This is a genomic window from Leclercia sp. CFBP8987 (genome assembly GCF_034044995.2).
GTDB classification, from domain to species: Bacteria; Pseudomonadota; Gammaproteobacteria; order Enterobacterales; family Enterobacteriaceae; genus Enterobacter; species Enterobacter tamurae.
Genome location: NZ_CM188255.1, coordinates 670,392 through 687,819, shown reverse-complemented (window position 1 = coordinate 687,819; position 17,428 = coordinate 670,392). Strand labels below are relative to the sequence as shown.

Annotated in this window: 17 protein-coding genes, 1 pseudogene and 1 other annotated feature (1 of these 19 running past the window's edge); of the genes and pseudogenes, 5 read left to right on the top strand and 13 right to left on the bottom strand. The window is 56.7% G+C overall.

The window, feature by feature from the left end; translation table 11 throughout:
* Positions 1–71, bottom strand: a sequence feature (Thr leader region); it reaches 47 nt to the left of the window's first position.
* The 3 genes from thrL to yjjY all read right to left on the bottom strand — a co-directional run bounded on the left by thrL (position 10) and on the right by yjjY (position 1,517).
* A complete protein-coding gene (gene thrL, locus SOM40_RS03280; RefSeq protein ID WP_103181027.1) occupies positions 10–78 on the bottom strand; it encodes a thr operon leader peptide in 69 nt (22 codons plus the stop codon). Its footprint overlaps the feature before it by 62 nt.
* A gap of 212 nt (positions 79–290) precedes the next feature.
* Complete coding sequence (locus SOM40_RS03275; RefSeq protein ID WP_225759605.1) at positions 291–977, bottom strand: tRNA/rRNA methyltransferase; 687 nt, start codon at positions 975–977, stop codon at positions 291–293.
* Positions 978–1,376: 399 nt separating this feature from the next.
* The gene (yjjY, locus tag SOM40_RS03270; protein ID WP_001541509.1) at positions 1,377–1,517 is read right to left on the bottom strand and encodes a YjjY family protein; all 141 of its coding nucleotides are present in this window, start codon (positions 1,515–1,517) and stop codon (positions 1,377–1,379) included.
* A 95-nt stretch (positions 1,518–1,612) separates the two neighbouring features.
* Between yjjY and arcA the strand changes: the two genes are divergently transcribed.
* The gene (gene arcA / locus SOM40_RS03265; RefSeq protein ID WP_032616427.1) at positions 1,613–2,329 is read left to right on the top strand and encodes a two-component system response regulator ArcA; all 717 of its coding nucleotides are present in this window, start codon (positions 1,613–1,615) and stop codon (positions 2,327–2,329) included.
* A 44-nt stretch (positions 2,330–2,373) separates the two neighbouring features.
* Here arcA and creD read toward each other — a convergent pair whose 3' ends face one another.
* From creD to creA, 4 genes and pseudogenes are all read right to left on the bottom strand, one after another.
* Positions 2,374–3,723 carry a cell envelope integrity protein CreD gene (gene creD, locus SOM40_RS03260; protein WP_261644731.1) on the bottom strand — a complete coding sequence of 450 codons (1,350 nt, stop codon included), beginning with the start codon at positions 3,721–3,723 and terminating at the stop codon, positions 2,374–2,376.
* A gap of 58 nt (positions 3,724–3,781) precedes the next feature.
* A complete protein-coding gene (creC, locus tag SOM40_RS03255; protein WP_320529955.1) occupies positions 3,782–5,206 on the bottom strand; it encodes a two-component system sensor histidine kinase CreC in 1,425 nt (474 codons plus the stop codon).
* Positions 5,206–5,895: pseudogene (creB, locus tag SOM40_RS03250) on the bottom strand (two-component system response regulator CreB). The gene creC and the pseudogene creB overlap by 1 nt, the downstream one beginning before the upstream one ends.
* A 14-nt stretch (positions 5,896–5,909) precedes the next feature.
* The gene (gene creA / locus SOM40_RS03245; RefSeq protein ID WP_106994165.1) at positions 5,910–6,380 is read right to left on the bottom strand and encodes a protein CreA; all 471 of its coding nucleotides are present in this window, start codon (positions 6,378–6,380) and stop codon (positions 5,910–5,912) included.
* A gap of 214 nt (positions 6,381–6,594) precedes the next feature.
* Here creA and robA point away from each other — a divergent pair, with 214 nt between their 5' ends.
* Entirely contained in the window at positions 6,595–7,464 is an 870-nt protein-coding gene (gene robA / locus SOM40_RS03240) for an MDR efflux pump AcrAB transcriptional activator RobA (RefSeq protein ID WP_106994164.1), read from the top strand.
* Here robA and gpmB read toward each other — a convergent pair.
* Positions 7,461–8,108, bottom strand: a complete 648-nt coding sequence (gene gpmB / locus SOM40_RS03235; RefSeq protein ID WP_225759609.1) for a 2,3-diphosphoglycerate-dependent phosphoglycerate mutase GpmB — start codon at positions 8,106–8,108, stop codon at positions 7,461–7,463. The genes robA and gpmB overlap by 4 nt on opposite strands.
* 49 nt (positions 8,109–8,157) lie before the next feature.
* On the opposite strand from gpmB, the gene yjjX reads away from it, so the two are divergent.
* Positions 8,158–8,673, top strand: a complete 516-nt coding sequence (yjjX, locus tag SOM40_RS03230; RefSeq protein WP_225759610.1) for an inosine/xanthosine triphosphatase — start codon at positions 8,158–8,160, stop codon at positions 8,671–8,673.
* A 30-nt stretch (positions 8,674–8,703) separates the two neighbouring features.
* Here yjjX and trpR read toward each other — a convergent pair whose 3' ends face one another.
* Both trpR and sltY read right to left on the bottom strand, forming a co-directional pair.
* Entirely contained in the window at positions 8,704–9,033 is a 330-nt protein-coding gene (trpR, locus tag SOM40_RS03225) for a trp operon repressor (RefSeq protein WP_106994162.1), read from the bottom strand.
* A 56-nt stretch (positions 9,034–9,089) separates the two neighbouring features.
* Entirely contained in the window at positions 9,090–11,027 is a 1,938-nt protein-coding gene (gene sltY / locus SOM40_RS03220; RefSeq protein WP_320529954.1) for a murein transglycosylase, read from the bottom strand.
* 220 nt (positions 11,028–11,247) lie between these two features.
* On the opposite strand from sltY, the gene ettA reads away from it, so the two are divergent.
* On the top strand, positions 11,248–12,915 hold the full coding sequence (gene ettA / locus SOM40_RS03215) for an energy-dependent translational throttle protein EttA (protein WP_106994160.1): 1,668 nt from the start codon (positions 11,248–11,250) through the stop codon (positions 12,913–12,915).
* Positions 12,916–13,009: 94 nt separating this feature from the next.
* On the opposite strand, the gene nadR is transcribed toward ettA, so the two are convergent.
* The 3 genes from nadR to serB are packed head-to-tail and all read right to left on the bottom strand — an operon-like array spanning position 13,010 to position 16,643.
* Positions 13,010–14,242 carry a multifunctional transcriptional regulator/nicotinamide-nucleotide adenylyltransferase/ribosylnicotinamide kinase NadR gene (nadR, locus tag SOM40_RS03210; RefSeq protein ID WP_106994159.1) on the bottom strand — a complete coding sequence of 411 codons (1,233 nt, stop codon included), beginning with the start codon at positions 14,240–14,242 and terminating at the stop codon, positions 13,010–13,012.
* Between the two features lie 35 nt (positions 14,243–14,277).
* The gene (gene radA, locus SOM40_RS03205; protein ID WP_261644730.1) at positions 14,278–15,663 is read right to left on the bottom strand and encodes a DNA repair protein RadA; all 1,386 of its coding nucleotides are present in this window, start codon (positions 15,661–15,663) and stop codon (positions 14,278–14,280) included.
* An 11-nt stretch (positions 15,664–15,674) separates the two neighbouring features.
* On the bottom strand, positions 15,675–16,643 hold the full coding sequence (serB, locus tag SOM40_RS03200; RefSeq protein ID WP_106994325.1) for a phosphoserine phosphatase: 969 nt from the start codon (positions 16,641–16,643) through the stop codon (positions 15,675–15,677).
* Positions 16,644–16,764: 121 nt separating this feature from the next.
* On the opposite strand from serB, the gene SOM40_RS03195 reads away from it, so the two are divergent.
* Positions 16,765–17,409, top strand: coding sequence for a YtjB family periplasmic protein (locus SOM40_RS03195; RefSeq protein ID WP_106994326.1), 645 nt, complete (start codon positions 16,765–16,767; stop codon positions 17,407–17,409).
* Positions 17,410–17,428 lie beyond the last annotated feature (19 nt).

Genomic DNA, 17,428 nt, shown 5'->3' with positions numbered 1-17,428 from the left:
CTGTACGCGTCAGCCCGCACCGTTACCTGTGGTAATGATGATGGTTGTGGTAATGGTGGTGATGCTGATGCGTTTCATGGATGTTGTGTACTCTGTCATTATTATCTGTCTGTGCTGTCTACCTATATTGGTTAAAGCATACGTGCCGCTAAGTCAACGAATTTCTGATTTAAGCGCCTTTCCCGACCCTGTCAAGTCTCACTGTCTGAGATTTTATTTCTGCCCGGATCGGGCCGCCTGCAATCCATATCCTGGAATATTTAACCATAATAAAAATTTATGACAGACGTTTACTCTGCCAGCTTTTTTTCGATATCGTGCAGCAATCGGTGCAACATTGCCGTGTCTCGCTGCGCTAACAGACCCAACCGCTGCTGTAGCCACTCCACCATTTTTTGGTCGTCAGCGACATCCAACGTCGTCAGCAAACGATCGGTGCGCGCACGTAACGCGGCAAGCTGGTTTTCATCTACCTCCGCCGCCGGGGCAACCGGCATTTGCATCAGAGAGGCTAATTGATAGCAATAGACCATTACCGCCTGGCCTAAATTCAGCGACGGGTAATCCGCCACCATCGGCACGCCGGTCAACACATCCGCCAGGGCCAGTTCGTCGTTGGTCAGGCCGGAATCTTCGCGGCCAAACACCAGCGCCATTTTCGGCATCCACTGACTTTTCTCTGCCATCAGCGGCACCAGCTCAGCCGGCGTGGCGTAGTAATGGAACTTCGAACGGCCGCGGGCCGTGGTGGCGACCGTAAACGAAATATCGTGCAGCGCGTCCGCCAGCGTTTCATAAGTGGTTAAATTATCGAGAATATCTCCCGAACCGTGCGCCACACGCCGCGCCGCCGGATCGTTATGGGCGTCACTGGCAACGATACGTAAATCAGTAAACCCCATGGTCTTCATGGCGCGTGCAGCGGCACCGATGTTTTCTGCTCTTGCGGGGGATACCAGTACGATTGACAAATGCATTTATGCTCTCTTTTTAGGCAGTTAGCCGATAAAAATGTGATGGACATCATCATATTACGCAGCACGAATTTACAAAATTGCAACACAAATCACCGAAATAGCGTTTCACTACAAATTAAAATCGCTAAACTATTTCAGGAATGAACTTTACGCGATAATGTTAAAGAATAGCACTTATCCCCATGTTTAATAATGATATTGCATTCCTGTGCCGGGTGTTGACATTGGATTCGCCTTGTTTATTAATCAATGAACGCAACTGGTTGGTTTATTGAAAAAATGTGACAAAGGCTAGCAAACAGCTACGATGATTTCATCAAACTGTTAACGTGCTACAATTGAATTTGATATATGTCAACGAAGCGTAGTTTTATTGGGTGTCCGGCGTCTCTTAACCTGTTATGTTGCTGTTAAAATGGTTAGGATGACAGCCGTTTTTGACACTGTCGGGTCCAGAGGGAAAGTACCCACGACCAAGCTAATGATGTTGTTGACGTTGATGGAAAGTGCATCAAGAACGCAATTACGTACTTTAGTCACGTTACGCCGGTCATGTTAATTTGTGACATGTATCAGGCAGGTCAGGGACTTTTGTACTTCCTGTTTCGATTTAGTTGGCAATTTAGGTAGCAAACATGCAGACCCCGCACATTCTTATCGTTGAAGACGAGTTGGTAACACGCAACACGTTAAAGAGCATTTTCGAAGCAGAAGGCTACGATGTCTTTGAAGCGACCGATGGCGCAGAGATGCATCAGATCCTTTCTGAAAATGATATCAACCTGGTCATCATGGACATTAACCTGCCGGGTAAAAACGGCCTTCTGCTGGCGCGCGAACTGCGTGAGCAGGCGAACGTTGCGTTAATGTTCCTGACCGGCCGCGACAATGAAGTTGATAAAATTCTTGGCCTGGAAATCGGTGCGGATGACTACATCACCAAACCGTTTAACCCTCGCGAGTTAACCATTCGTGCCCGCAATCTGCTGTCCCGTACCATGAATCTGGGCACGGTCAGCGAAGAGCGTCGTAGCGTAGACAGCTACAAATTTAACGGCTGGGAACTTGATATTAATAGCCGTTCCCTGGTGAGCCCACAGGGTGACCAGTACAAACTGCCGCGCAGTGAATTCCGCGCCATGCTGCACTTCTGCGAAAACCCGGGCAAGATCCAGTCCCGTGCAGAACTGCTGAAAAAAATGACCGGCCGTGAGCTGAAGCCGCACGACCGTACCGTTGATGTCACCATCCGCCGTATTCGTAAACACTTCGAATCCACGCCGGATACCCCGGAAATCATCGCCACCATCCATGGTGAAGGCTATCGTTTCTGCGGTGACCTGCAGGAGTAACCCTGCACATCGGCCATAAAAAACGGCGCTTTCGCGCCGTTTTTTTATTTCCATAACCGCATCGCCTCTGTATCCGGTTCCGCCGGTGGCTGCGGACGCTTTGGCTGTGAAAGCGAGTACCAGTCAAAGTGACGAGTCAGATACATCACCGCAAATAGCGCCAGCGCCAGTACGGCCGACCCCAGCAGCAGCGCACTGTCCTCCGATCGCAGCAGGAACCACATCACCACGTCCAGCCCCAGCAACGCCAGCACAAACATGCCGCTGCGTTTCCAGCTTTTCAGCACCGCCTGCAGGTAAATACCGTTCATGACCGCCCCCACCAGGCTGGCGATAATCCAGGCGGGCGTAAAGCCTACATGCTCAGACAACGCCAGCAGTACCAGATAGAACAGCACCAGCGACAGCCCGACCAGCAGATACTGCATCGGGTGCAGGCGCAGCCCGGTCAGGGTTTCGAAGACAAAGAAGGCCATAAAGGTCAGGGCAATCAGCAGAATGGCGTACTTAATTGCGCGATCCGTGAGCTGATACTGATCCGCAGGGGTCGCGACCGTGACGCTAAAGGCCGGAATCGCACTCCATTCAGGAACATCGTTGTCGTTGAACCAGCCTCCGAGATTATTGGCGAACCAGCTGCTCTGCCAGTTAGCCTGGAAACCGGAATCGCTAATCTGATGTTTAACCGGTAGGTAATTGCCCATAAACCCCGGATGCGGCCAGTTGCTGTTGAGGGTCATGGCGCTATTACGTCCCACCGGAACCACCGCAAAGCTGCCGGTACCGGTCAGGTTCAGAGACATCTCCAGCGGGAAGCTTTTAGACTCGAGGGCTTTATCACTTAGCGGCATGTGAATGCCAGATAACGCCCCGTAAACCCCCGCCCCCGGCTCGATGCTTAACGTCTCACCATTGATTTTTGAAACGCTGACCGCGCCAATACCTCGCGCATCCCCGACGCCGACCACGATAAAGGGTTTCCCGAGGGTCATGGTTTCACCCTTCAGCTGATCCAGTTCATCAAGCGTAAATCGGGCGCTGATTTTTAGCTCAGTATTCCAGATCTGCCCGTCATAAATCCCGATGCTTCGCGACTCAACGTGCTGATTACCGTTGACCTGCAGCGACTCCGGCAGGATGAAGTGCATGTAGCGCTTCTTATATTCAACCTGCTTTCCCTCCTCAGCCTTGAAGTAAGTTTCCGTCACCGGAATGGCGACAAGCGGGCCAACCAGCTGCTGTGGACCACTGGTACTTTGGCGCAGGGTGTTTTCGACCTCGTTGCGATAGCTCTCGCGCTCCGAAATCAGATTACCCACCATAAACAGCGGGACGAGTAACAGCAGGATGCACCCCAACAGGGTGCTGACTTTCCAGAACAGGGGGGATTTCATAGTGGCTCTCCTTTGTGATGAGGAGAGCCTAACTGCGCTATGTGGGGCCAGTTTGAAGTTATGTGAAGGGACGGTGAAGCGTCAGCGTAGCCGTCACGCCGCCGGCGGAGCGATTCTGCAAATCAATACTGCCCTGATGCAGACGCGCCACCTCCTGAACAAAGGCCAGCCCGAGCCCGCTGCTTTTCAGCCCGTTCTCCCGCGGGAGCGAATAGAAGCGTTCAAAAATCCGCGCCAGGGCGTAGTCCGGGATCCCGCTGCCGCTGTCGGTCACGGTAATGTTCACCTGCCCGTGGGCTTCCGTGGCCGCAAGCTGGATCGCCCCACCCTGCGGGGTGAAGTCGATCGCATTGTCCAGCAAGTTACCCAGCGCCTGCTCAAGCAGGTCGGGATCGCCCGCCACGCAGCACGGCGTGCGCTGGCAGGTCAGGGTGATATTTTCCGCTGCGAGCGTTACCGCCCGCGCATCGGCAAGCCGCGTAAAGAGCGCGTCAACGCTGACACTCACCGGAACGATCTCTACCCGATTTTCCAGCCGGGCCTGAGCGAGAAGCTTTTCCACCAGCGACTGCATGCGCGCATTTTGCACCAGAATATTGTCGATAAAGCGGGCAGCTACCTGGGGCGGCGGCTGTTCTGCCAGAATCTCCGCCGCGCCGCGGATCGCGGCTAACGGGCTTTTCAGCTCGTGGGTGAGGGCATGAACATAGTGTTCAATGTAATTTTTCCCCTCAAGGCGAATACGCATATTCTCCAGGGCCTGCGCCAGCTTGCGCAGTTCGCTGCTTCCCGGATCGGGCAACGGCAGCGGGGTATCGCTGTTGACCGAGTCGGCATAGCGCGACAGGGTGTGAATCGAGCGGTTGATCCACCAGGCCACCGCCAGACCAATCAGCAACGCAATACCCAGCAGCGCCCCACCGGCCCACAGGATCCGCCGCTCGCTGCGCTTGATGACCGGGGCCATCGCGCTGTTGGGTTTGCCGACCGACAGTACGCCGATAATCCTGCCCTGATCGACCACCGGCGCGGCCACGTACATCACCGTACTCTCAGGATCGTCCGGATTGCCCGGGGTGCTGCGGGCGCCATATTCACCGCGCAGGGTCAGCCAGACATCGTTCCAGCGCGAGTAATCCTGGCCCACCGCCAGCCCGGCGGAATCAAACACCACCCGGCCACGGGCATCGGTCATGTAGACATGATATTCGTTACGCACTTTGTGAATGCCGCCGATATTGGCGCGAAAAGGTCGCTGATGAAGCTGCGAAAAAGCCTGCGCCAGCCTGCCCAGCTGCGCATCGCCCGAGAGCAGATCTTCGCGTCCGACTTCGGCCAGCAGCGTGGCGGTGTCGATCAGCGTCCCTTCCGTGGCCCTGCGCACGCCGGGCTTCACCTCCTGGACAAAGATCGACAGCACAAACCATGCCGCGATAGCCACAATCAGGAAGTACCCCAGCAACAGCCGCATGCCAATGCGCATTAATACAGTCCCAGGCTGTAGCCCATGCCGCGGTGAGTGCTGATGGGAGAAAGCTGGTCATTCACCGCCCGCAGCTTGGCACGCAGGGTTTTGATATGGGTGTCCACGGTGCGATCGTAGCTATCGCCCTCCTCTCCCCAGACTTTATCCATCAGCTGCTGACGGGAATAGACGCGGCCTGGCGCGTTCAGCAGCGTTTTGAGCAGCAGAAACTCGTAGCGCGTCAGCGGCAGCGGCTCTCCTTACCAGCTGATGCGGGCGGCGGGCTCATTCAGTTCAAACTCGCCGATACGGACGATATCGGACGGCGCGGCGGATTTTTGCATGCGCCGTAAAATGGTTCGCACCCGGGCGCACACTTCCCGGGGTGAAAAAGGTTTGGCGACGTAATCATCCGCGCCAATCTCCAGCCCGAGCAATTTATCCACCTCATCGCTGCGGGCGGTCAGGAACAGCACCGGCAGCGCGGGATGCTGCGCAAGCAGCTGGCGACACAGCTCAAAGCCGCTGATGTCCGGCAGGCCGACATCCAGAATGGCAAGCGCCGGGATCTGCCGACGCGCTTCTTCCAGCACGGGCAGGCCGCGTTCGAAGGCCTTTACCGCAAAGCCCTCCTGCTGGAGCATGTAGATCAGCGTATCAGCGATACTGATTTCGTCTTCAACCAGCCAGACCACGGGTTGCTGCATGGGATAGTCCTGATTTAATGCCACGGCATGATCGGCACCGCGCTGAGGGCGTTTTTCGGCGATCCCTCCACGACCTTATCCGAGTAGGCCAGATAGGCCAGCGTATTACGCTTCGCATCATAGAAACGCACGACCTGCAGTTTTTTGAACACCAGCGAGGTGCGTTTCTGGAATACCACTTCGCCCTGCGACTTGCCGTTTTTAATCTTATCACTCAGCTCAACCGGCCCCACCTGCTGGCAGGAGATCGCCGCATCGGAGGTATCTTCCGCCAGTCCCAGTCCGCCTTTAATGCCGCCGGTTTTGGCCCGGCTGATATAGCAGGTCACATTTTTCACTTCGGGATCGTCAAAGGCTTCAACAACGATTTTATGGTCAGGCCCGAAAACTTTAAATACGGTATCAACGGAACCAATTTCTTCTGCCTGCGCGGCATGTCCGGTTAATAAAAGCAGCGTAGTAAGGATCAATGTCTTGTATTTCATATTGTTACCATATTTGAAAATTACATTGCGTCATTATTCAACAATGATGAGAAAAAAGGTAGCCAGATCACAGGATTAGAATATATCTCCCCGAAATGCCGGGCAAAGCGCATTTAAGCGCAAAAAAAACACTGAATGCTAAAACATCAAAAAATGCTATTATCCGCTAACCTGTTTAGCAGGGTGTCTGCTGTATTAAGGATGAGGATAGTATATGGATCAGGCTGGAATTATTCGCGATCTTCTTACCTGGCTGGAAGGCCATCTGGACCAGCCTTTGTCACTCGATAATGTGGCGGCAAAAGCGGGATATTCTAAGTGGCATTTACAACGGATGTTCAAGGATGTCACCGGTCACGCCATCGGCGCCTATATCCGCGCGCGTCGACTTTCCAAATCCGCCGTGGCGCTTCGCCTGACCGCGCGTCCTATTCTGGACATCGCCTTACAGTATCGTTTTGATTCGCAGCAGACCTTTACCCGCGCGTTCAAAAAACAGTTCTCGTTGACCCCTGCGCTCTATCGTCGCTCGCCGGACTGGAGTTCATTCGGGATGCGCCCGCCGCTGCGTCTGGGCGAATTCGAGATGCCGAAGCACGAGATGGTCACCCTGCCGGAAACCCACCTGATCGGCACCACCCAAAGCTACTCTTGCTCGCTGGAGCAGATCTCCGAGTTCCGTCACCAGATGCGGGTCCAGTTCTGGCGTGATTTCCTCAGCCACGCCCCGGCCATTCCGCCGCTGCTGTATGGCCTGAACGAGACGCGTCCAAGTCTGGAAAAAGATGACGAGCAGGAGGTCTTCTACACCACGGCGTTAACGCCTGAGATGGCTAACGGCTATATCCAGGGCTCAAAACCGGTGGTCGTGGAAGGGGGTGAATACGTGATGTTCACCTATGAAGGGCTGGGCACCGGCGTACAGGACTTCATCATGACGGTGTACGGTACCTGCATGCCGATGCTGAACCTGAATCGCAGAAAGGGTCAGGATATTGAGCGTTACTATCCGTCAACGGATGTTAAACCGGATGAACGCCCAATCGATTTGCGCTGCGAATACCTGATTCCGGTTCGCCGTTAACGCTGTAGCTCATCTAACGCAGGGGCATCGAGATGCGAGATATCCCCTGCCATTTCCACAATCCAGCCTGACGCCAGCCACGGACTCTGCTGATAATCGATGCGGGAAAGCGAGCAGTTACGCAGACGCAGGCGACGCTCAGCCCATGCCGGCAGTCCGAGGATGGTACTGACCAGGCAACCCAGCGCCATACCGTGACTTACCAGCAGCGGTCGACTGCCCTCAGGCAGCTCCAGACAGGTCGCCAGCGCCGCGTGCATACGCTCGCTCAGCTCCAGCATCGATTCGCCTTCCGGTATGCGGCCATCTTCAGAGCCGTTAACCAGCGTACGACGCCATGCCTCTTCCTCTTCGGTCAGGGTATCGATAAGCCGCTTCTCCAGCACCCCCATGTCCAGCTCGCGCAGGCGGGCATCCACAGTGACATCGCAGCCGCAGGCCTGCGCGATGATCTCTGCTGTGCGCCGCGTGCGACCTAAATCGCTGGCGATGATGTGAGTGATGCCCAGTGTTCTGGCGCGTTCGCCAACCTGCCGGGCCTGTTCCTCACCCTTGGCCGTGAGTGGACTGTCTGACTGGCCTTGAATACGTCGCTCGGCGTTCCACTGCGTTTCACCGTGGCGAACAAGGTATACCTGTAACATGCTTTTTTTCCGTTATACTGCGATGATATTTTTAGAGTTAGGCTTAATTATGCACCAGGTTGTCTCTGCTACCACTAATCCTGCCAAAATTCAGGCAATTCTAAGGGCATTTGACGAGATCTTCGGCGAAGGATCCTGCCATATTGCCTCTGTCAGCGTCGAGAGCGGCGTCCCGGAACAACCATTCGGCAGCGAGGAAACGCGCGCTGGCGCACGAAACCGCGTGGCTAACGCCAGGGCCGCCTGTCCTGATGCGGACTTTTGGGTAGCGATTGAAGCCGGTATTGACGAAGGGGCCACCTTTAGCTGGGTGGTTATCGAGAGCCGCGACCAGCGCGGTGAGGCACGCTCGGCCACCCTGCCGCTGCCGGAAGTGATCCTGGATAAAGTGCGGGCAGGTGAAGCGCTGGGCCCGGTGATGTCACACTACACGGGCATTGATGAGATTGGTCGCAAAGAGGGGGCGATTGGCGTCTTTACCGCCGGGGCACTGACGCGCTCAAGCGTTTACCATCAGGCGGTGATTCTGGCGTTAAGCCCGTTTCATAACGCGATTTACCGTTAATTGCCGGATGGCGACTGCGCCTTATCCGGCCTACGGTTTGCCCTCAAGCAATACCTGTTCGAGCCAGTGGCGCAGTTCAACCGGCGCCGATTTCAGGCTGTTCGATCCGCGGGTGATAGTCGCTATCCCTGCCCCCAGCTCGCTTTTCAGTTCGCGCTGGCTCATCTCACCGCGGAGTAACTCCTCGATGATCCGCACCCGCGTACCCAGCGCCTCGCGCTCGTCGGGGGTGAGCATCAGCTGCAGCAGCGGCAGATGCAAATCCTGGTCATAAGATGCACGAAGCAGCTCCACAAAACGAAGCCACTCCTGATGACGTTGTTCGGCCATCGCCGATGAATAGGGGGAATGCTGGGTCATGTTATGCCGCCTGTTGTACTCTTAAACGAGTACAAGCATAACATAACCCACACCGATCAGTAACGTCGCTGCCACTCACTGTCGCTCATCAGGGCATCTTTCTCTCCCATGAAGTAGCGATAGTAAGCATCATACGCCAGCACGTTCTTCACATAGCCGCGGGTTTCCGAGAACGGAATGCTCTCGACAAAGGCCACCGCGTCGATGCGTCCGGCGCTGTTGCCAAGCCAGGTGCGCACCCGCCCTGGACCAGCGTTATAGGCCGCCGAGGCGAAGATACGGTTATTACCGAACTGGTCGTAGACGCTTTGCAGATAGGTGGTGCCGATGTTGATGTTGGTCTCCGGATCCAGCAGCTGCGATGGGCTGCTGTAGCCTGGAATAGAAAACTTCTTCACCGTATGGGCGGCGGTGGCCGGCATCACCTGCATCAGACCGCTGGCCCCCACCGGTGAGCGCACTTTCGGGTTCCAGGCGCTCTCCTGACGGGCAATCGCCATCGCATAGCTCTGCGGAATCTCTTTCCCGCTGGTGTAGCGCTTGAACAGATCGTTATAGGCCAGCGGGAAACGCTCTTCGAGATGATCCCACAGCTTGCCGGCGATCGTCGCCTGCACGCTCAGATCCCACCAGCGGTTATCAAAGGCATAGCGCGCCAGCTGGGCTTTCTCATCTACGGTGCGGCTGGTAACCAGATTCGCCCATTCACTGCGGGCGGTGTTATCCAGATTCCAGTACATCAGCTCACGCACCCGCGCCATCTCCGGCCCGTTCACCAGCGCCGCATTGACGCCAGCCGGGGCTTTATCAATCTTAAGGCTGTACTCTTCGCCAAGGCGCTGAGCCGCCGCCATCGGATAGAAACCACGCTGCTGCATCAGGGCGTGCAGGATCGATTTGGCCTCGTCCTCTCGTCCCCGTTCCAGCAGGAGATCGGCCTGCCAGTAGCGCCATTCGTCTTTCTCTTTGGCTTCCATCGGCAGACGTGCCAGCCAGGTGTTCAGGCCGCGGCGATCGCCGTTGCCCAGCGCCATCCGCACCCGGCGCTCCACCAGCGACGTGGAGTTTGAGCGCATGATGGCATCATCGCGCCAGCGTGCCTGCTCGTCGGTGAGGTCATTGCCCATCAGACGCCACGCCACGATATCGCGCAGCTCCTGGGTCTGATCGTCATTCAGCTGCTGTGCCTGGGCCAGGGATGGGATCATCAGCCGGGCGTTTTCCACGTCATCCCGCGCCACGCTGGTAAAGGCCACTGCCGCCATCTGACGGGTAAAATCGGTAGCGCCGGTGTTGCGGGCAAAATCCATCACCGTCTTCGGATCGTTCGCCAGTTGAATCAGGGCGCTGGAGATGGTCTGGTACTCCGGCGGCATCTGCCCGGCGAGGGTGGTCACCAGACGGGTATTACCCGCTTTCATCGCCAGACGGATGCGCTCGAGATAGGCCAGCGGATCCTGCTTGCCGGACGCGCGCCAGGCGCCAAACAGCGAGTCGCAGGCGTTCGGCTGGCTTTTGCCGGTCAGCCACAGCTCTTTGGCACCGTTCCAGGCCTCTTCCTGCTGACCCGTCGCCCACTTCGCGTAGTAGTAGTTGCACTGTGCTTCGGTGGTGCCAGGCTTATCCGGGCTAAAGGCCAGCAGACCACGCCAGTCTTCACGACGCGCCAGCTCATTCACAAAGCGCGACTGCAAGGTACGCGCGGGCGGCAGCGTCGGATTGGCCTGAATAAAGTTTTTGACGGTGACGGTCGGCTGGTTCATCAGATCGTCAGTCAGCTGACGGTATTCCAGATACGGATACAGCGGATAGTCTTTCAGCGTCGGCATCAGGGCCTGCACCGTCTCCATCTGCCGCTGATCCCATGCCTGTTTGATCTGGGCATAGCGGTTACGTTGTTCATCCAGTGAATCGGCTCGCGCCGCGCTGCTGATGGTCAGCACGCATACGCTGGCAGCCAGCACTTGCCAGGCCACCTGTTTGGCTTTTACCACACGCTCGTCCTCTGTTAATCGTCGTTAAATGCAGCGTCTTGCCGCGCAAAAGCGTAATTAACTTATGCTAACCAGGCATCGCTTAACGCGCCACGTCATGGACACATTTTTACCTTTCTTGCGCGCTTTAACACTCCCGGCGTCGATGGCTGGGATTAGGCAGGGAAAAAGGCTACACTTCGCCACTATTCTCATCACGATAAAAGAGGCGAAGTCCAACGTGGCTCAATTCGTTTATACCATGCATCGTGTCGGCAAAGTGGTCCCGCCGAAACGTCATATTCTTAAAAATATCTCGCTGAGCTTCTTCCCGGGCGCAAAAATCGGTGTTCTGGGTCTCAACGGTGCCGGTAAGTCCACCTTGCTGCGCATCATGGCGGGCATCGATACAGACATCGAAGGTGAAGCCCGTCCACAGCCTGGCCTTAAAATCGGTTACCTGCCGCAGGAACCGAAGCTGAATCCGGAGCACACCGTTCGCGAGTCCGTCGAAGAAGCCGTTGCCGAAGTGGTTAACGCACTGAAAGGTCTGGATGAGGTGTACGCGAAGTACGCTGAGCCGGACGCTGACTTCGACAAGCTCGCGGCTCAGCAGGGCAAGTTTGAAGAGATCATCCAGGCACACGACGGTCACAACCTGAACGTGCAGCTGGAGCGCGCGGCCGATGCCCTGCGTCTGCCAGACTGGGATGCCAAAATTGAAAAACTGTCCGGGGGTGAACGCCGCCGCGTCGCGCTGTGCCGTCTGCTGCTGGAAAAGCCAGACATGCTGCTGCTCGACGAACCGACGAACCACCTGGATGCGGAATCCGTTGCCTGGCTGGAACGCTTCCTGCACGACTTCGAAGGCACCGTAGTGGCGATCACCCACGACCGTTACTTCCTCGATAACGTCGCGGGCTGGATCCTCGAGCTGGACCGCGGGGAAGGTATTCCGTGGGAAGGCAACTACTCCTCCTGGCTGGAGCAGAAAGATCAGCGTCTGGCGCAGGAAGCTTCTCAGGAAGCGGCGCGTCGTAAGTCGATTGAGAAAGAGTTGGAGTGGGTTCGTCAGGGCGCGAAAGGCCGTCAGTCTAAGGGCAAAGCCCGTCTGGCACGCTTTGAAGAGCTGAACAACGCCGAATACCAGAAGCGTAACGAAACCAACGAACTGTTTATTCCACCTGGAGCCCGTCTGGGTGACAAAGTGGTGGAAGTCAGCAACCTGCGTAAATCCTACGGCGACCGCGTGCTGATCGACGATCTGAGCTTCTCGGTACCGAAAGGCGCAATCGTGGGCATCATCGGTCCGAACGGCGCGGGTAAATCGACGCTGTTCCGTATGATGTCCGGTCAGGAAGCCCCTGACAGCGGCACCATCACCCTGGGTGAAACCGTGAAGCTGGCCTCCGTTGACCAGTTCCGTGATGCGATGGATAACAGCAAAACCGTGTGGGAAGAAGTCTCCGGCGGGCAGGATATCATGCGTATCGGCAACACCGAGATGCCAAGCCGCGCCTACGTGGGTCGCTTCAACTTCAAGGGTGTTGATCAGGGTAAACGCGTGGGCGAACTGTCCGGTGGTGAGCGTGGTCGTCTGCATCTGGCCAAACTGCTGCAGGTTGGCGGTAACGTGTTGCTGCTCGATGAACCGACCAACGACCTGGACATCGAAACCCTGCGTGCGCTGGAAAACGCCATGCTGGAGTTCCCGGGCTGCGCAATGGTTATCTCCCACGACCGTTGGTTCCTCGACCGTATCGCGACCCACATTCTGGATTACCAGGATGAAGGTAAAGTGGAGTTCTTCGAAGGTAACTTCACCGAGTACGAAGAGTACAAGAAACGCACGCTGGGCGCCGACGCGCTGGAGCCGAAGCGTATCAAGTACAAGCGTATCTCGAAATAAAATGCAAAACGGCAACCTCGGTTGCCGTTTTTAGTATTTGTACCCTCTCCCGGTGGGAGAGGGCCAGGGTGAGGGCATCAGGCCGCACGAGGGCCTAACCCTTCTCCCCCATCATCTCTTTCACCAGCTCCACGCAGCGCAGGAAGCGGCCGTCATAATCCGCCTCTTCCACATGCACAAAGTCGATATTGTTCGCTTCCAGCATCTCAACCAGCATGGTCTGGAACTCTCTGCGATCCACTGAGCTGCCCAGGCTGCGCATCCCGTCCGCCACCCACGGAGTGTTGTTCTCCAGCAGGATCACCAGGTCAAAGCGGTACTCGTCGATCAGCGCCTGCACAAAGGGGTGCTCGCGCCCTTCGTACTTTTTACAGAACGCCTGAGTAGTGACGAAGTCGGTATCGACAAAGGCCACTTTATTGGCGTATTTGACCGCGAAATCAATGTACTGGGCATGGCCCAGCGCAATCTTGTCGTAGTCGGAATACTGGAGCGCCATCTCATCCCCGCCGAGGTGCGAGAAGACATAATCCCGGCCATACTCCCAGGCGCTGGTGGTGTTGAAGATGTTCGCCAGCTTGTTAACCAGCGTCGATTTACCGCTGGACTCGCCGCCGAGGATCGCCACGGTACGCACAAAGAACGGCTTCACTTCCGTCGGGATGTATTCCCAGTAGCGGAACGGGTTTTCGCGGATCTGCGCCCCGCTGATGTTCATAAAGGTGCGTTTAGGGTCAATCAGCACCGTTTCCGTTCCCAGATGTTCAGGGTATTGCAGGGCATCGGACTCTTCAGAAGTGTAGATCCAGTTAGGCTGGATCCCTTTCTCTTCCATAAAGGCTTTTATGCCGTTGCTCCACACGTCCCAGCCGTGGGGATAAGGTTCCATGCCCTCTTCATTAAAGGCATGAATACGAATATTTTTCTGATACTTGAAGGTCTGCAAGAGCCAGCGCAGGCGGTCAGAGACGGTCGGCTGCTGGGACATGGCGCTGGCTTCGAACAGCTCGCGGTCGCGCGTGTCATCGTAGCCCATGATGATATGCAGTTCGTCCACCTGGCTACAGGCGCGCTGGATCAGGTAGACATGCCCGGTATGCAGCGGGTAAAACTTGCCGAATACCACGCCGATGTTCTTTTGCATGCGCGGAAACTCAAGCCCCAGAAAGCGATGCAGCGCTTCCAGCTTCTGCGCGCTGGGGCTTTTGATTTTGGCATTCAGCAGCTGGCTTAAATAGCCCTTGGTCATACCGCTGGCTTCCGCCACCTGCTGCAATGTGCAGCCCTTCTGGCGGATCGCGGTCTTGATATAGTCAAATGACGACATAAATTACGGTGCCTCCTGCAACAACGAATAGGTAATTATAAGTCGTCAAAGACACTTAGCGCATCAGAGAGTTTTTTAACGGGGAAAACCGTCATCCCTTCCGGCAGCTTTTTCGGCACGTTGGCGGCGGGCACAATCGCCCGACGGAAGCCGTGTTTTGCTGCCTCGGAGATACGTTCCTGGCCGCTCGGCACCGGACGGATCTCCCCGGCCAGCCCGACTTCGCCAAAGACCACCAGATCCTGTGGCAACGGACGGTCGCGCAGGCTGGAGACCATCGCCAGCAGCAGCGCGAGGTCGGCGCTGGTTTCGGTGACTTTTACCCCACCGACCACGTTCACAAACACGTCCTGATCCGCCATCTGCAGGCCGCCGTGGCGGTGCAGCACCGCCAGCAAAATCGCCAGACGGTTTTGCTCGAGGCCTACCGCCACGCGACGCGGGTTGCCCATCATGGAATGATCGACCAGCGCCTGAATCTCCACCAGCAGCGGGCGTGTCCCTTCCCAGACCACCATCACCGAGCTGCCGGACGTCACTTCATCTCCGCGGCTTAAGAAGATGGCCGACGGGTTGCTGACTTCACGCAGCCCCTGCTCGGTCATGGCAAACACGCCCAGCTCATTCACCGCACCGAAGCGGTTTTTGTGGCTGCGCAGGGTACGGAAACGGGTGTCGGCATCGCCATCCAGCATTACCGAGCAGTCGATACAGTGCTCGAGCACCTTCGGACCGGCCAGCGCGCCATCTTTGGTGACGTGGCCGACCATGATGATCGCCACGCCGCGCGTTTTGGCGAAGCGCGTCAGGTAGGCTGCGGTTTCACGCACCTGGGCGACGCTGCCCGGCGACGACTGCACGTCGGCCATGTGCATTACCTGGATGGAGTCGATCACCATCAGCTTCGGCTGCTCTTCTTCAGCAATCATGCAGATCTGCTCGATGCTGGTTTCGGAGAGCATATTCAGATCCTGGGTCGGCAAAGAGAGCCGGTGCGCGCGCATCGCCACCTGCTGCAGCGACTCTTCCCCGGTGACGTACAGCGTTTTCATCTGTGACGCGAGCTTGCACAGGGTTTGCAGCAGCAGGGTCGATTTCCCGGCCCCTGGGCTACCACCGATCAGAATGGCGCTGCCCGGTACCACACCGCCGCCCAGCACCCGGTCAAACTCTTTAAACCCGGTGGAGAAGCGCGGCAGCGCTTCAAGGCTGATGTCGGAGAGCTTCTGGACTTTTGATACGCCCGCGTTGCCCGCGTAACCGCTCAGGCGCTCGTTACGGGCTACGGTGGGTGAAGCGGCAACTCCGCGCACTTCGGTGATGGTGTTCCAGGCATGACAGGCGCTGCACTGCCCCTGCCAGCGCGGATAATCCGCACCACATTCATTACAAACAAATGCGCGTTTTGGAGCTTTCGCCACGTTTTACCTCTTTATTTCTGATTCACACTGCCGGAGAGAATGCAGAACACCCCCATCAGGTCAGCATGACGGATAATGACTTCCGTCTTTTCATTCACGGTCGGTTTAGCATGATAAGCAATGCCCAGCCCGGCCACTTTAATCATCGGCAGATCGTTCGCGCCGTCGCCAATCGCCACCGTCTGGGCAACCGGGATATCATATTTTTCCGCCAGACGCGTCAGGGTGCTGGCCTTGAACTGAGCATCGACGATCTGGCCAACTACGTTTCCGGTCAGCTTCCCGTCCCTGATCTCCAGTTCGTTGGCGACCACCGCATCCAGACGCAGCTTGTCGCGCAGATACTCGGCAAAGAAGGTGAACCCGCCGGAGGCGATGGCCACTTTCCAGCCCAGCGTTTCCAGCTTCAGCACCAGCTGCACCAGGCCCGGCATCAGCGGCAGCTTTTCACGCACCTGCATAAGAATATTGGCGTCGGCATCCTTCAGGGTCGCCACGCGCTGTTTCAGGCTGGCAGTGAAGTCCAGCTCGCCGCGCATCGCACGCTCGGTCACTTCGGCCACCATCTCGCCGGTACCGGCCAGTTTGGCGATCTCGTCGATGCACTCGATCTGAATGGCGGTGGAGTCCATGTCCATCACCAGCAGTCCCGGGGTTTTCAGATGCGGAATTTTACCGAGCGGAGCCACATCCAGCCCGGCGTCGTGTGCCAGACGGGTGGCGCGCTGGGTCAGGGAGCCGGCCAGACGAATGACCTGATAATCTTCCACGCACCAGGCGGCAACGATCACCATCGCCGCACCCAGCTTGCTTTGATACTGGGTTAACTGCTGTTTATCCAGGCCGCGTCCATACAGCAGCCAGCCGCTACGGCCAGCATGGTAGTCCAGAGGCATTACCTCATCACCACTTAATGAGAGCGGCAATCCTGGCCATAAAGAGACATCGTTGGGCAGGTCGCACCAGGTAATGTTTGGCATTAAAGCTCCTGTAAAATCGTTCGCGCCGGGAAGTATCCAGGGGGTGAAAATAACGCATGAGGCTACCTTGTAACCATCACTTCTGGCAACATTAACCCCGAAAATTTTCAGCAGGTGGAATATGGCTCGTGCAAAACTGAAATTCCGGCTTCATCGTGCCGTGATTGTCCTCTCCTGTCTCGCCCTGTTAGTGGCGCTGATGCAGGGCGCATCCTGGTTCAGCCAGAATCATCAACGACAACGTAACCCGCAGCTTGAAGAGCTGGCACACACTCTGGCCCGTCAGGTGTCGCTTAACATCGCCCCCCTGATGCGTACCGAATCACCGGATGAAAAACGTATCGGCCAGATCCTGCATATCCTGACGGATGAGAGCCGGATCCTCGATGCCAGTGTCTATGATGAAGAAGGCGAGCTGATTGCGCGTTCGGGCGAGCATGTTGAGGTGCGTGATCGGCTGGCGCTGGATGGTAAAAAAGCCGGCGGCTACTTTAACCAGCAGCTGGTGGAGCCGATTCAGGGCAAAAACGGCCCGCTCGGCTATCTGCGTCTGACCCTCGACACCCATACTCTGGCCACCGAGGCCAAGCAGGTGGATAACACCACCAACATTCTGCGCCTGATGCTGCTGCTGTCGCTGGCGATTGGCGTGGTCCTGACCCGCACGCTGCTGCAGGGCAAACGCACCCGCTGGCAGCAGTCGCCTTTCCTGCTTACCGCCAGCAAGTCGGTGCCGGAAGAGGAAGAGAGCGAGAAGAAGGAATAGTGTTAAAGTAGCGAGACGA